The organism is Rhodococcus sp. 06-470-2 (assembly GCF_002258235.1).
In the GTDB taxonomy this organism is placed as follows: Bacteria; Actinomycetota; Actinomycetes; order Mycobacteriales; family Mycobacteriaceae; genus Rhodococcoides.
Map to the genome: position 1 here is coordinate 1 of NZ_NOYB01000030.1, position 14,165 is coordinate 14,165.

Genomic DNA, 14,165 nt, shown 5'->3' on the forward strand with positions numbered 1-14,165 from the left:
GTTGGGCCGGATTGCGAAGGGCAGGTCGAGGGCAGAGCTGTGCCGTGTGCCCCTGCCGACGGGAGTGTGGGTACAGAACAGCGCTGCGGCGGAGGTCAGTGATTGCGTGCGTCGTTGCCTGTCTGCGCCTGCCCCGGTCGCTGCGTTGTTGGTCGCCGGCGGTGGTGGTCCCGGCACCGGCGGGACTGTCCTGGGTTGCTCGGGTCGATCCGAAGCAGAAGGAGTTCGGGTTCGATCGGGTGCAGTGCTGGGCGGCATCGGTGTCGGTGCAGGTGCCGGATCCGGTGTTCGAGGTGGTTCTCCGGTCGGGACGGGTGTCGAACTCGATGTGCCGACCGCACCTCGTGCCGATGCTGCATGCACGGCTGCTGGATCTGAGTCACGGTCGGGATCTGTTCCCGGGTCGGACGCAGATCCCGCCGCTGTCGGTGGTGCTGATGCGGTTGCTGTCGCGTCGGTAGTAGAAGGCGAGGCGGTCGTGCTCGTTGCGGTCGCGCTGGTCGGCGAGGGCGCGGGCGTGGGCGATGCTGCGGTGGACAATTCGTTCGCCGGTCCCGTTTTCGGAGTTGTCCTCGTATCGGTATCGGTGCCCGTTGCTGCGCAGGACTCGGCCTCGGTCTCAGTGCCCGATGCGCACTCGGTGTCGGGGTAGCTGTGGGTCTCGGTTGCGTTTGTCTGCGTAACCCTGTTCGGCGCTGATACTGATGCGGAGGTCGACCTCGTTGCTGATCTGGAGTCGGGCTCCGTTTTCGTTGTTGCCGTATCCGTGTCCGCTGTCGCTCCCGACCCTGGGTCCTGTTCCTGCGTCTGCTTTTTCGGTGTTCGTTCCCATTCCCCCGTTTCCGGGTTCTGCACGGCCAGTCCGAGTTTCTCGGCGAGGGTGACTGCGTCGGTGAGCAGGATCTGCCACTGACTGCTGCGCGCCAACTCCCGAGCGAGGTCAGGATCGATGGAACCGTGCCCGGCCAGATACGCCGGGTTCGCAAGCAACCCGATCAGGGTGGCGATGTCGACGGTGACCATCGTCAACGGCACCCGCCGATCGGGCAACACCGCATCCGCTTTCGGGCAGTCCTCCCGTCGGCACAGGCACGCCAGTCGGGGTTCGCCGTGCATGCGGGCCATGAACGCATCGCACAGGCGTTCCTTCTTCCCGCGCGGGTCTTTCGGGCACAAGGTGTCGGCCATCTCCTCGAGCAACTGCCACGCAGCGGCAGCTTCCGGGGCGGTCAACTCCGCCCGGATTCGCGCCAGTTCCCCGGCCGGGGTGTAGGTGACGGTCCGGAACCTCTTCGCGAACTCGCGTAGTGCTGCTGCTTCTTCCGGGGCGACCCGCAGCAGGATGTCCCAGATCTCCTTCTCGAGCGGACCCGGCGACAACCGGTGGGCTGCTTCGACGACCTCGGCTTCGACGGAGGTGACGATGTCGTCGGAGAGATTGTCGAGGATCCGGCACACCGTGCGCACCCGCGGAAGGTCGACCTCACCGGTCTCGAATGCTTTCCGCAGCAGTGGGAGTCGGGTGTGCAGGGCGACGCCGACCGAGATATACGATTCGGCGACCGTCGCCGAGCACCCCAACGCGACTGCCATTTCGGTGCGCCCGTATCGGCTGTAGTGCTTGTACTTGATGTCGTGGGTGATCCAGCTCCGATGAACCTCGTAACAGGCGGTGATCTTGCGGGCCGCCTGCCGATTCTCCGCACGCGCGGCAGCGGTCAACGCCTCCAGTGACACAGCTGGCAGTGCACCCATCTTTCACCCCCCGGCGAGCAGCATTTCAGAACGTGCGTTCGAACTGAAAGAAGACTAACCCGGGCCACCGACAAGAAACGGAAGGGCGGTTGGGGAGTGCCGACTTGTATGCCCGAAGGCGGTGATCGGCCGGTGTACGGGCTGTCGTCACGCCGATCGAGAAGTCCGGCCACACCGTATATGTCGGCGGAGCCGATTACCTCGACGAGTTCGTGTCGGGGTAATCGGCTCCGTTCGACTGAATATCTGTTGTGGAACCGGGCAATCAGCTACCGAGGACGCAGAACTGGCCGCTCGTGAGGTTCAGTGCCAGAGACAGGGGTCCCACACAATCGACGCCCTGAGCCTCCGAGGTAGCGCCGGATCCCCACCCGGCGACTGCGAGGGTTGTCTGCCCGGCATCGGCCCACGAGTGCGCGATTCCGCCACCGAGTGCCAGTGCGTAGGCAGTGCCCGCATTCTTGCTCGCTCCGAGGGCGACGCCGTATCCGTTGGCGTACGTGGTCGTCGCGCCGGGGCCGTCGTTGACGCTGACTGCGGTGCCACTGTCGGCAGCACCTGCGGTGGCCCGTCCGGTGCCGTTCGAGGTCGCTCCGCAGCTCGCGGTGTCGTCGACCTGGATGTCGTTGGCCGAAGGCGGAGACACGCAGTTGACGGGGGCTGCCGACGCAGTGGCCGTGCCCGACAGGGCGGCGACCGTCAATCCCGAGCCCATGGCGAATATTGCTGCGGTGCGGGCAATTCGACTGGAGAACCGACTGGATGTGCGCGCGGAGGAGGAGTTGGCGGACGAGAAACGGGGCAGGGAAACAGAGAACAAAAGAAAGCTCCTTCACGAGCGAAACGGGCCGGTGCGGCACACGGTACCCCGCCCCGCCAGTCCATGGCAGCAAGCAGGCGCAGTTTGTGTAACGGTGCCGCAGGCATCCGGTGACGGATCGCCGTAGAAGTCCGGTTTCGCGCACCCCGGCTGCCGCGGTTGGGACCGTCCGAGCCATGTTCAAGTCGCCATCGTGCTCGGTGTCCGATGCGGCGAATTATGTTCCATCTCTTGATATTTCAGTGCATCGAACAGATCTCTTGCTCGTGCCAGAGGTGGCTGGGGGCTCCGAGCGGCAGCAATCCTGGGTGCCGGGCGAACGAAAGAAAATCGTTACCGGACAGCTGCCGATTGTCGCCGACGATTTGTCGACGCTCACAATGAGTTTCACCGCCGATACCGAAGGCAGCCGTTCGCCTCCGTCGGAGAGTTCTACGTAGTGGTGCAGGTCGTGCACCGGCATCCCGACAACCGCATCCGGGTCGGCAACACGGTCGGTCGGCCGCGAGTAGGGCGTCGCCGGCCGTCCCGGTCAGCGCGCGCTCGAACGCAAACCCGTCAGACGCTGCCTTCGTACCCGTGTTGCCGCCATGCTTCGTACATCGTCACTGCTGCCGCGTTCGCCAGATTCAACGATCGGCGGCCCGGAATCATCGGAATACGGAGTCGATCGGTCACGTGTGGGTCGTCCAGGACGTCGTCGGGCAATCCTGTGGGTTCCGGTCCGAACAGGAGGACGTCGCCGGGTTCGTACGCGACGTCCGCGTAGGACCGGGAAGCGTGCGCGGTGTAGGCGAACACGCGAGTCGGTGCGAGCGCCGACCAGGCCGAGGGCAGGTCCGCGTGCACCGTCACCGAGGCCAGATCGTGGTAATCCAAGCCTGCCCGCTTGAGTTTCGGCTCGGACATGTCGAAGCCGAGCGGGCCCACCAGATGCAGTTCGCAGCCGGTCCCGGCGACCAGGCGTATTGCGTTGCCGGTGTTCTGTGGAATGCGGGGCTCGAAGAACATGAGTCGAAACACCCGGTTCACTCTGCCATCACGAGCCCGGGAAGTATGGGGCAGGTGGACGACGAACAGACGATCGGTGAGGATTTTTCCGACACGCGGCTCGACGGGCAGGAGTGGACCGGCAGGCAGTTCGTTCGATGTACCTTTCGCGACGCGGACATGAGCGGCGTCCGAACCGACTCGGTGGTGTTCACCGAATGCGACTTCACCGGTACCGACCTGACCGAATCGGTTCATACGAACTCTGCATTTCGATCGTGCACTTTCACTCGGACCAATCTGCAGCACAGCACTTTTCGCCATTCGACCATGATGGGCTCCGTGTTCGTCGACAGTCGCATGCGTCCAGCGACCTACGACGAAGTCGACTTCACCCTCGCATCGCTGGGCAACGCGGACCTTCGCGGCCTCGATCTGACGGGGTGCCGGATGCGGGAAGCGAACCTCGTGTTCGCAGACTTCCGGAAGGCAACCGTGCGCTCGGTCGATTTCTCGGGTGCCAGGGCAATCGATGCGAAGTTCGACGAGGCGGATCTTCGTGGAGCCGTCGCCGACGCATCTCTGTGGGTGAGCGCGAGCGTGCGCAACGCGAAGATCGAACTGATGCAGGCGGTGGCCTATGCGGCAGCTCATGGGCTCGTCGTCGAGGGTTGACGGTGGTGATCGGACCGGTGCGCCGCTGCTGACGCCGAACCTGGAACAATGACCGGGTGACTGCAACGATTCTCGATGGCAAAGCGACCCGTGACGAGATATTCGTCGATCTCACCGCCCGCGTGGCAACGCTGCGTGAGAAGGGCATCACCCCAGGTCTGGCGACCGTGCTGGTGGGCGATGATCCGGGTTCGGCCGCGTACGTCCGGGGCAAGCACAACGACTGCGCCAAGGTCGGCATAACCTCGATTCGTCGCGATCTGCCCGCGGACATCACCCAGGCAGATCTCGAAGCCGTCATCGACGAACTCAATGCCAACCCCGAATGCACCGGCTACATCGTCCAGCTGCCCTTGCCGAAGCATCTCGACGAGAACGCTGCGCTCGAGCGAATCGATCCGGACAAGGACGCCGACGGTCTGCACCCGATCAATCTCGGACGGCTGGTACTGGGCAAGGATGCCGCACTGCCGTGTACACCTCGCGGGATCGTGCACCTGCTGCGCCGCTACGACGTTGCTCTCGACGGTGCGCACGCGGTGGTCATCGGCCGCGGAGTGACGGTGGGGCGACCCATCGGCCTGTTGCTCACGAGGCGTTCCGAGAACGCAACAGTGACGTTGTGCCACACAGGAACTCGTGATCTGGCCGCCGAGGTCTCACGCGCGGACATCGTCATCGCTGCTGCCGGAGTGCCCGGATTGATCACTGCGGACATGGTCAAGGCGGGTGCTGCGGTGCTCGACGTCGGGGTCACCCGCACCGAGGACGGACTGCGCGGCGACGTCGCAGGCGATGTCGCAGAGGTGGCCGGATTCCTGTCGCCCAACCCCGGAGGTGTCGGCCCGCTGACGCGGGCCTTCCTGCTCACCAATGTCGTCGAACGCGCCGAGCGCGTCGCTGCCGAGAGCTGAGCGAACCGGACGTGAACCATCCAGAGGATGCGCGGCGGGAGCTCGACACGGGATTTCGCGCTGCAGTCACGCGCAATCTACCGATCGTCGCAGTCTCGGTCGTCGTCCTCGCCGCGCTGATTCTGGTGCTGGCCGATCGCTGGCGGCGCGGCGCATTCATCTTCGGATGCGCCGCACTGCTGGCGGCTGTCCTGCGGCTGTGCCTGCCCGAAACACGAGTCGGCACACTGCAAGTGCGCAGTCGTGTGTTCGATGTGCTGGCGCTGGGCTGCGTCGGCGGAGCGATCGTTTTTCTGTCGCTGTCGATCGATCCGCTGGGGACCGACTGACCTTGTCCGGCGGTGTCAGCGCCGTCCGAGGCGGGCCAGCTCCATCGTCTCGGCGAGCAGCTTCGCCACCGAATCGGCCTCGGTGAGGAAGCCGTCGTGTCCGTCGCGAGACTGGATCACTTCGAGTCCGCGGCACTGCGGGAGTTCGCGAGCGATCTCCTTCTGCAGCCGAAGCGGATACAGGCGATCGGAGTCGACTCCGCCGACGATCGTCGGAACCGGCGTGGACGCAAGAGCTTCGGCCACTCCGCCGCGGCCACGGCCCACATCGTGACGGTTCATTGCCTCACTGAGCAGTACGTACGTCGCCGCGTCGAACCGGTTGACGAGTTTGGCAGCCTGATGCTCCAGGTAGCTCTGTGCGGAGTATCTGCCGCCGGCCCACGGGTCTTCGTCGTTCTGCGGTGTGTTCCCGAACCTGTTGTCGAGTTCGCTCTCGGTCCGGTACGTCAGGTGCGCGATGCGTCGCGCGATGCCGAGTCCGGCGGTCGGCGAGGTGCCGGTGTCGTGGTAGTTGCCGCCGAGCCATCCTGGATCGGCCTTGATCGCGGCGATCTGTGTCGTCTGGGTACCGATCTGGTCGGCAGTTGCCCTGGCGCCGACTGCCAGGACCAAGGCGGCCGCCACTCGGTCGGGATGGCCCACGATCCATTCGAGAGTGCGCATCCCGCCCATCGAGCCGCCGACGACGGCGGCGAACCGCTCGATTCCCAGCACGTCGGCCACGGCCGCCTCGGCAGCGACCTGATCACGGATGGAGATGTCCGGGAAGCGAGATCCGTACGGCATGCCGTCGGGAGAAATGCTGCTCGGGCCCGTGGTCCCGCCGCAGCCGCCGAGCACGTTCGTCGCCACGACGCACCACTCGTCGGTGTCGATGGGGCAGCCGGGACCGACCATTCCGTTCCACCAACCGGGCAGAGCGTGATCGGCATCCGGCGGACCGGATACATGCGAGTCCCCGGTCAGGGCGTGCTCGACGAGCACGACGTTGCTGCGGTCGGTGGCGAGTTCGCCCCAGCGTTGCACCGCGACGGTGACCTGGGGGATTCGAGCGCCGTTCTCGAGATCGAGACCACCGATGTCGATGGTTCCCAACCGCCCGTCCGGAGACGGAAGTACCGCCTCCGGACGAACGCCTGTGTCGCAGCTGTGGCTCAAGATGCCGCCGCGCTGAATCCGACCTCGAGGTCGGCGATGATGTCGTCGATTCCCTCGATGCCCACGGCGAGACGCACCAGGCCGGGAGTGACACCCGACGCCAGCTGCTCTTCCGGAGTCAGCTGGGAATGGGTGGTGGAAGCGGGATGGATGACGAGTGAACGCACGTCTCCGATGTTAGCGACGTGGCTGTGGAGAGTGAGTGCGTTGACGAACTTCTTGCCCGCGTCAACGCCTCCCTTCAGCTCGAACGCGATGATCGCGCCCTGCCCCTTCGGCAACAACTCCTGCCCGCGCTGGTACCACGGCGAGGATTCGAGTCCGGCGTAGTTGATCGAGACGACGTCGTCGCGACCGGCGAGGAAGGCGGCAACCTTCTGTGCGTTCGCCACGTGCCGCTCGATCCGAAGGCTCAACGTTTCCAGACCCTGGCTGATGAGGAAGGCGTTGAACGGCGAGACCGCAGCACCGATGTCGCGCAACAGTTGAACGCGTGCCTTCAGCGCGAATGCGGGCGCACCGAGATCGGCGAACACGACGCCGTGGTAGCTCGGATCCGCGGTGGTGAAGTTGGGATGACGGCCCTGCGTCCAATCGAACGTCCCGCCGTCCACGATGACGCCCGCGATCGCCGTTCCGTGGCCGCCGAGATACTTCGTCGCGGAGTGCACCACGATGTCGGCCCCGTGCTTCAACGGCTGCAGCAGGTACGGCGTCGCCACCGTGTTGTCCACGATCAGCGGGATGCCGTTCTCGTGGGCCACGGCCGAGATCCCCGGGATGTCGAGAATGTCGTTCTTCGGGTTCGAGATCGACTCGCCGTAGAACGCCTTGGTCGACGGAGTGATCGCGGCACGCCACTGCTCGAGATCGTCGGGATCGTCGACGAACGAGACGGTGATGCCCAGCTTGGGGAGCGTGTAGTGGAACAGGTTGTACGTGCCGCCGTAGAGCCGCGGGCTCGACACGATGTGGTCGCCTGCCTCCGCGAGATTGAGGATCGCGAACGTCTCGGCGGCTTGACCCGATGCGAGCAACAACGCCGCGACTCCACCTTCGAGGGCGGCGATGCGCTGCTCGACGACATCCTGCGTCGGGTTGATGATGCGGGTGTAGATGTTGCCGGGTTCTGCCAGGCCGAACAGGGCAGCTGCGTGATCGGTGTTGTCGAACGTGTACGAGGTGGTCTGGTAGATCGGCAACGCACGAGCCTTGGTGGTGCCGTCCGGAGTCTGGCCCGAGTGGATCTGCTTGGTCTCGAAGCTCCAGTCGGCGGCAGGATCGGTGAACGGATCCTCGGTGGGGGCCCCGGTGGCGTCGACGACGTCCGGTGTGGAATCGGTCATGGCTGGTGATACTCCGTTTTCTTTGGACGAGTCCGTCTAAGACGATTCGAATGTCGAATGAAGCTCGAGAAGTCGAGCGCTACGGGGCGTATCGGTACAGCAACACATGAGAGAACCTCCTGACAGGCTTCGGACCCTGGGGGCCGAAGGTTCAGTGGGTCCGCTTCCTGCGGACCCGCGCTTGTCGATACGGCACTCGCATACCGGATCGGCCTGGTCGTTCACCCGGGGCACCCCACCGCGGTTGGAGGGTTGCCGGCCAGCAAGCCGGGGCTCGATGCTGGCACTCATGACCTGGCGAATATCCTAGCGGGTGACGGCACATCACCGGAACAAGGGCTCGGCCGGAACTCGAGCAGATGCTCGGGTGAGGACTATCACCGCTCGTAGACGCGAAAACGGGACACCTTCGGGAAGACAATTGACCGGAGCTACGTTCCTGCTTCGGTCGGCCTTCTTTCACAGGCTCGACTCCAGGACGCTTCCTCTGCCCCCGATCTCCACACGAAGGTTGTATTGCTGTGACTGTCACCGATTCCGCTCTTGCCCGAGTCAGCGCTGCGCGCGGCAAGGTGTCGAGTGGCCTGAGTGTCAGTCACCGACCGCACTCCACCCGCCGCAAGCTCGCGATGCTGGCTCTGTCCATCGGCGGCTTCGGAATCGGCACCACGGAGTTCGCGTCGATGGGTCTGTTGCCGGACATCGCGACGACGATGGGGATCTCCGAGCCCTCGGCCGGCCACATGATCTCCGCGTACGCGCTCGGTGTGGTCGTCGGTGCCCCGACCATCGCAGCCCTGGCTGCCCGCGTTCCGCGCCGGATGTTGCTGTTGGCGCTGATGGTGGCCTTCACCCTCGGAAACCTCGGCACCGTGTTCGCGCCGAGCTTCGACGAGCTGGTGGCCTCGCGATTCGTTGCGGGTCTGCCGCACGGTGCGTACTTCGGTGTTGCGGCCCTGGTCGCTGCCCACCTCGCCGAACCCGGCAAACGAGCCAAGGCCGTGGCGATGGTGATGATGGGACTCTCGGTCGCCAACGTCGTCGGCGTACCGGTGGCGACCTGGATCGGGCAGGCGCTGGGATGGCGCAGTGCGTTCACTCTCGTGGCCGTCATCGGTGCCCTCACCGTCGCCGCGCTCGTTCTCTGGATGCCGCGACTCGACGCGATGCCGACCACCAGCCCCATCACGGAGCTCGGCGCACTGCGCCGCAGCCAGGTGTGGATGACCCTGTTCGTGGGCATCGTCGGATTCGGCGGCATGTTCGCGGTGTACACCTACATCGCGTCGACGCTGACCGATGTCGCCGGGCTGGCCCGCGCACTCGTCCCGGTCGCCCTGATGATCTACGGCCTGGGAATGGTCGCCGGAAACTACGCGGGCGGATGGCTCGCCGACCGTTACCAGCTCAAGGGCACCTTCGTCGGCCTGGCCGCCACTGCCGTGTTCCTTGCGGTGTTCGTCGTGGCCGCACACAACCCGATCACCGCGCTACTGCTGGTGTTCCTCATCGGTGCGTCCGGCTCCTCGGTGGTACCCGGTCTGCAGACGAGGTTGATGGACGTGGCCGAGGACGCCCAGACGCTCGCCGCATCGCTCAACCATGCCGCGTTCAACCTGGCCAACGCCATCGGAGCGGCAGTCGGTGGTGCCGTGATCGCCGCCGGATTCGGCTACACGGCACCCGCCGCTGTCGGCTCGGGCCTGGCGGTGGCCGGTCTCGGTGTTCTCGCCACCGCCATGTGGATGGACAAGCGTTCGGCTGCGTAGAGTCGCGCCGAATCAGCCGGTGATGGTCGCGGCAGTTCCCCCGAGAGCTTCGGTCAGTGCCGGGGTGAGCTTGTCGATCACGTACGGCAGGCTGAGCACGCTGGTGAAGTAGATCGCTCCTGCCGTCACACCGTCGGTGAACACGAGGTTGCCGTCCTTCACCGGCTCGAGTGCGTTGTACACCGCTTCCTTCTCCAACTGTGCGCGGTCGCCGGGCTCCTCGGTTCCCCAGATCAACACGTCGGCCGCGTTCAGAACCGACAGGTTCTCCAGCGGGATGCTCGCCTGCGCACTGCCGTCGGCAGGCACGTACGCGTCGATGTCATCCGGGATGACGAAGCCCAGTTTCGTCAGGAAGTCCGTGCTCAACCCGTCCTGGTACGCGATCGCCTTGCCCTCGTAGAACGCGTTCTGGAGGAAGATCGCCTTCTTGCCGGCAAATTCGGGGTGGGCGGCCGCAGCGTCGACGAACTTCTGGTTCACGCCCTCGATCAATGCGTCGATCTCGGACTTCTTTCCGAGTGCACGGCCGATCTTCTCGGCCTGGATGTCCCAGGGTTCGAAGTAGGCAGTCGATGCGTCGGACTGTGCGAGCGTCGGCGCGATGTCGCTGAGCGTGCTGTAGCTCTCCGCCGTGAGACCTGCGTTGGTGGCGATGATCAGATCGGGCTCGAGTGCGGCGATCTTCTCCGTCTCGAATCCGTCGTCGTTCGAGAGCACCTCGGGCTGTGCGTCGCCCAACGCTGCCTGGGCCCACGGCCAGGTGGCGTACGGCTGGTTGCCGTACCACTCGGTGACCCCGACGGGTATCACGCCGAGTGCCAGGACCGTGTCCTGCTCGGTGTACCCGGCCACCACGACGCGAGTGGGCTCGTCCGGGACGACGGTCTCACCGAACGCGTGCTCGATCGTCACCGGGAACGCCGCCGAAACGGACGCGCCACCGGCCGTCGGCGGTGCCTCGTCGGCGGAACTCGAGCACGCAGTCAGCATTCCCGCGGTGGTCAGCGCAATCGCGCACACCGCCCAGGTTCGGTGAAGAGGTCGGATGAGCATCGAGACGCCTTTCGTAAGGGTTGGCTAACACCGGGAAGGGTAGGCGACCCTAATTTCAGCGCGCCACCGAGTCCGCCTGGCCCCGCGACGGCAAACGAGCTGCTCGAACCTTCACCGAACCTCCACATTTCCCGACGGGCTCCTCCACGTGCGCCCTCTAGGGTCGATTCTCATGAGCCGCACAGTTCTCGTCGTCGACGACGAGCCCACGATCTCCGAGGCCGTTGCCGCCCGGCTGCGCGGCGAAGGGTACGAGGTCGTCACGGCCGCCGACGGCCCGTCCGCCGTCGACGCGTGCGCCCGGATCGATCCCGACGTGGTGGTGCTCGATCTGATGCTGCCCGGGTTCGACGGGCTCGAAGTGTGTCGCCGGATTCAGGCGTCCCGCCCGGTGCCGGTGTTGATGTTGACGGCCAAGTCCGACGAGACGGACATGCTCGTCGGCCTGGGCGTCGGCGCGGACGACTACCTGGGCAAGCCGTTCAGTATGCGCGAGCTGGTCGCTCGCGTACACGCCCTGGTTCGGCGTGCCGAGCGTGCGGTGGCCGTCGAACCACAGGCAGTTCGAATCGGTGACGTGCAGATCGACCACCGGGAACGGCGGGTTACCGATCCCTCCGGCGACATCCATTTGACCAGAACGGAATTCGACATCCTCGCCTATCTGGCCGCGCGGCCGCGCACCGCCGTCTCGCGTGAAACCCTGCTGTCGGAACTGTGGGGCTGGGACGATTCGGCCAGTAGCAGGACGGTCGATTCTCACGTCAAAGCGTTGCGGCGCAAACTCGGTGGAGATCTCATTCGCACCGTGCACGGCGTGGGCTACGCCGTGGAGTCTCCGCGATGACGCGAATGCTGCCGCGACCGTTGGATCCGTTGCGGTCGTTCAAGCTCAAGGTCTCGCTCGTCGTGGGCACAGTGTTGGTTCTCGCGAGCGTCGTCTTCTGGATCGGGGCGGGTTGGCAGTTTCGCTACACCCTCCTCGCCGCGCTCGTCGTGTCCTTGGCCGCAACCCAATTCGTCGCCCACGGGATGACGTCACCACTGCGCGAGATGACTTCGGCCGCCAAAGCGATGGCGCGAGGCGACTATTCGACGCGAGTGCGGGCGACATCCAGGGACGAGGTGGGGGAGTTGGCCACGGCGTTCAACACCATGTCGAGTGATCTGGAAGCAGCCGAGAAGTACCGCCGCGAACTCATCGGCAATGTCTCGCACGAGTTGAAGACGCCCATCGCTGCGCTGCGTGCCGTGCTCGAGAACATGGTCGACGGGGTGACCGAGCCGAATCCCGCGACGCTGGCGGTGGCGCTGCGCCAAACCGAGAGACTCGGAGATCTGGTCAGCGAACTGCTCGACCTGTCGCGGGTGGAGGGCGGCGTGCTCACCATTGCCCCGGAGGAGTTCGCGGTTCGGCAATTCCTCGAGGATGCGACAGCCGTTCACCGAGAACGAGTGTCGATCGTCGTCTCGCCCGGTGGTTCGACTGTGGTGGCCGACCGATCTCGCATGACACAGGTGATCACCAACCTCGTCGACAACGCCGTGCGGCATTCCCCCCAGTCGAGCACCGTGACGGTACGGGCCCATCGGATCGGCGAAGCGTATGCATTCGACGTCGTCGACCAGGGTCCAGGCATCGCGCTCGCCGATCGCCATGCGGTGTTCGACCGATTCACCCGCGGCGGATCCACCGACGGCGGAACAGGTCTTGGCCTCGGCATCGCCCGCTGGGCCACCGAACTGCACGGCGGAACCATCGAAGTTCTCGACAGCGAATTCGGCTGCCACATCAGAGTGGCCATCCCCGAACACTGACTTGCTCGATCCATCCGAACCGCGACTGCACCTCCCCGGACCGCAGCCGCCGACCTTCCATGCCCGAAACACAGAAGAAGGAAGCGCCATGACAACGATCGACACTCCGGTTCATCCGACAGCGAAGCACGGTCACTCTTTTTGGGGGCCTCGCACCTGGCCGGTGCTGCGGTATGCGCAGGCTCCCCGTGCGGCGCTGATCGGGGCCGCTGTCGCCGGGCTGATCGGTTCGGTGACGCTGGTGAACAACACATTCGGTGTGCTGATCACTGCCCTTGCCTTCGTGGCCGTCGTGCTCGCAGCGCGCAGCGGCAGGCTCACGCGGTGGGAATGGGCGGGGGTGGCAGGAGTGCTGGCATTGGCGAGCGTGTCGGTACTGCGCGAGGCCGAGTGGATCGTGACGATGTCGACGACGCTCGCCATCGTGGTCGCGGTGGTGGTCCTCTCTCGTGCCTGGACATGGACGGGAATCGCACTCGGCGCTCTGGTGCCGGCCTTTCTGCCGGTGCGCGTGGCTCGGTGGACCCGACGCGGAGCCGGTTCGATCGATCTGGAAGGGCCACGGCCGGTGCGGATAGGCATGGTCTCGGTTGTCACGATCGCGCTGCTCGTCGTGTTCGCGGCGTTGTTCGGTGCGGCCGACAAGCGTTTTGCGGATGCGCTGAGTGCGGTGACACCCGAGTTCGATGCCGCGTCCGTCGTCGGGCGCATTGTCGTTTTCGTTCTCACCGCAGCAGGTGCGCTCGCCGTCACCTACGTCGCGCTGCATCCGCCTCGGTTCGATCGGCTCGCACCGTCGCCGCGTCGAACAGTGCAGTTGTGGGAGTGGATGGTTCCGCTCGGGGCGGTGGTGGCCCTGTTCGCCGTGTTCGTGGGGTTTCAGGTGCCGGCGTTGTTCGGCGGGCAGGGACACGTCCTCACCACCGAGGGTCTGACCAATGCCGAATACGCCCGACAGGGCTTCTGGCAATTGCTCGCGGTCACGGTACTGACACTGCTCGTCATCGCTGTGACGGTCGCGAAGGCTCGACGAGAAGACCGGGGAGATCGCATCGCACTGCGGGCGTTGCTCGGAGCGCTGTGCCTGCTGTCGTCGGTGATCGTTGCGTCGGCCCTGCATCGAATGTCGTTGTACGAGCAGCAGTACGGCTACACGACGCTCAGGTTGTTCGTCACGGCTGTCGAGTGGTGGCTGGGATCGGTGTTCGTACTGGTTCTGGTATCGGGCGTGCGGATGTCGGGGCGCTGGCTACCAAGAGCCGTGGGCGTCGGAGCAGTTCTGACCGTGCTCGCGCTGGCCGCCCTGAACCCGGATGCGTACATCGCCCGGCACAACGTCGATCGATTCGAGCAGACCGGACGCATCGATACGTCCTACGTGGGTGGGTTGTCGGCCGACGCCGACGCGGAGCTCGACCGACTGCCGAAGTACGTGCGTCCGTGTGTACGGGCCCGCGGTCCGGTCATCGTCGGCGACACCTGGCACCTGTGCACGGACCCCTCGGTATCTGTACCCTGAGCAACGACTCGGG

At 65.3% G+C, this 14,165-nt stretch carries 14 protein-coding genes and 1 riboswitch; of the genes, 8 read left to right on the forward strand and 6 right to left on the reverse strand.

Features of this window, described 5'->3' with window-relative positions; genetic code table 11:
* Together CH276_RS14430 and CH276_RS14435 are read right to left on the reverse strand one after the other, a co-directional pair.
* Positions 1–1,755 (reverse strand): DUF222 domain-containing protein (locus CH276_RS14430; RefSeq protein WP_094630124.1); only part of this gene is annotated, 1,755 nt, incomplete at its 3' end.
* A 265-nt stretch (positions 1,756–2,020) separates the two neighbouring features.
* A complete protein-coding gene (locus CH276_RS14435; protein WP_176459253.1) occupies positions 2,021–2,575 on the reverse strand; it encodes a DUF6764 family protein in 555 nt (184 codons plus the stop codon).
* A 176-nt stretch (positions 2,576–2,751) separates the two neighbouring features.
* Here CH276_RS14435 and CH276_RS28215 point away from each other — a divergent pair, with 176 nt between their 5' ends.
* Positions 2,752–3,015 (forward strand): hypothetical protein, encoded by a 264-nt coding sequence (locus CH276_RS28215; protein WP_141214721.1) that lies wholly within the window; start codon positions 2,752–2,754, stop codon positions 3,013–3,015.
* Between the two features lie 118 nt (positions 3,016–3,133).
* Here the strand turns inward: CH276_RS28215 and CH276_RS14440 are convergent, their stop codons facing one another.
* The gene (locus CH276_RS14440; protein ID WP_176459254.1) at positions 3,134–3,598 is read right to left on the reverse strand and encodes a tRNA (cytidine(34)-2'-O)-methyltransferase; all 465 of its coding nucleotides are present in this window, start codon (positions 3,596–3,598) and stop codon (positions 3,134–3,136) included.
* 33 nt (positions 3,599–3,631) lie between these two features.
* Between CH276_RS14440 and CH276_RS14445 the strand changes: the two genes are divergently transcribed.
* Genes CH276_RS14445 through CH276_RS14455 form a run of 3 tightly spaced genes read left to right on the forward strand, consistent with a single transcriptional unit; the run spans position 3,632 to position 5,483 of the window.
* A complete protein-coding gene (locus CH276_RS14445; protein WP_094630125.1) occupies positions 3,632–4,240 on the forward strand; it encodes a pentapeptide repeat-containing protein in 609 nt (202 codons plus the stop codon).
* A 56-nt stretch (positions 4,241–4,296) separates the two neighbouring features.
* Positions 4,297–5,154: a bifunctional methylenetetrahydrofolate dehydrogenase/methenyltetrahydrofolate cyclohydrolase gene (locus CH276_RS14450; RefSeq protein WP_032397475.1), complete on the forward strand. Its 858-nt coding sequence runs from the start codon at positions 4,297–4,299 to the stop codon at positions 5,152–5,154.
* A gap of 11 nt (positions 5,155–5,165) precedes the next feature.
* Positions 5,166–5,483 (forward strand): DUF3017 domain-containing protein, encoded by a 318-nt coding sequence (locus CH276_RS14455; RefSeq protein WP_045195859.1) that lies wholly within the window; start codon positions 5,166–5,168, stop codon positions 5,481–5,483.
* Positions 5,484–5,498: 15 nt separating this feature from the next.
* On the opposite strand, the gene metX is transcribed toward CH276_RS14455, so the two are convergent.
* Together metX and CH276_RS14465 are read right to left on the reverse strand one after the other, a co-directional pair.
* Positions 5,499–6,647, reverse strand: a complete 1,149-nt coding sequence (metX, locus tag CH276_RS14460; RefSeq protein ID WP_373453515.1) for a homoserine O-acetyltransferase MetX — start codon at positions 6,645–6,647, stop codon at positions 5,499–5,501.
* A complete protein-coding gene (locus CH276_RS14465; RefSeq protein ID WP_082073732.1) occupies positions 6,641–7,990 on the reverse strand; it encodes a bifunctional o-acetylhomoserine/o-acetylserine sulfhydrylase in 1,350 nt (449 codons plus the stop codon). Before CH276_RS14465 ends, metX begins: the two co-directional genes overlap by 7 nt.
* Before the next feature lie 172 nt (positions 7,991–8,162).
* Positions 8,163–8,285, reverse strand: a riboswitch (SAM riboswitch).
* Between the two features lie 334 nt (positions 8,286–8,619).
* On the opposite strand from CH276_RS14465, the gene CH276_RS14470 reads away from it, so the two are divergent.
* The gene (locus CH276_RS14470) at positions 8,620–9,759 is read left to right on the forward strand and encodes an MFS transporter (protein ID WP_032398222.1); all 1,140 of its coding nucleotides are present in this window, start codon (positions 8,620–8,622) and stop codon (positions 9,757–9,759) included.
* Positions 9,760–9,771: 12 nt separating this feature from the next.
* On the opposite strand, the gene CH276_RS14475 is transcribed toward CH276_RS14470, so the two are convergent.
* Entirely contained in the window at positions 9,772–10,815 is a 1,044-nt protein-coding gene (locus tag CH276_RS14475; protein ID WP_094630126.1) for an ABC transporter substrate-binding protein, read from the reverse strand.
* Positions 10,816–10,987: 172 nt separating this feature from the next.
* On the opposite strand from CH276_RS14475, the gene CH276_RS14480 reads away from it, so the two are divergent.
* The 3 genes from CH276_RS14480 to CH276_RS14490 all read left to right on the forward strand — a co-directional run bounded on the left by CH276_RS14480 (position 10,988) and on the right by CH276_RS14490 (position 14,152).
* Positions 10,988–11,662, forward strand: a complete 675-nt coding sequence (locus CH276_RS14480; RefSeq protein WP_045195854.1) for a response regulator transcription factor — start codon at positions 10,988–10,990, stop codon at positions 11,660–11,662.
* On the forward strand, positions 11,659–12,633 hold the full coding sequence (locus CH276_RS14485; RefSeq protein ID WP_094630127.1) for a HAMP domain-containing sensor histidine kinase: 975 nt from the start codon (positions 11,659–11,661) through the stop codon (positions 12,631–12,633). Before CH276_RS14480 ends, CH276_RS14485 begins: the two co-directional genes overlap by 4 nt.
* 88 nt (positions 12,634–12,721) lie before the next feature.
* Positions 12,722–14,152: a DUF4153 domain-containing protein gene (locus CH276_RS14490; RefSeq protein ID WP_094630128.1), complete on the forward strand. Its 1,431-nt coding sequence runs from the start codon at positions 12,722–12,724 to the stop codon at positions 14,150–14,152.
* The last annotated feature ends 13 nt before the right edge of the window (positions 14,153–14,165 follow it).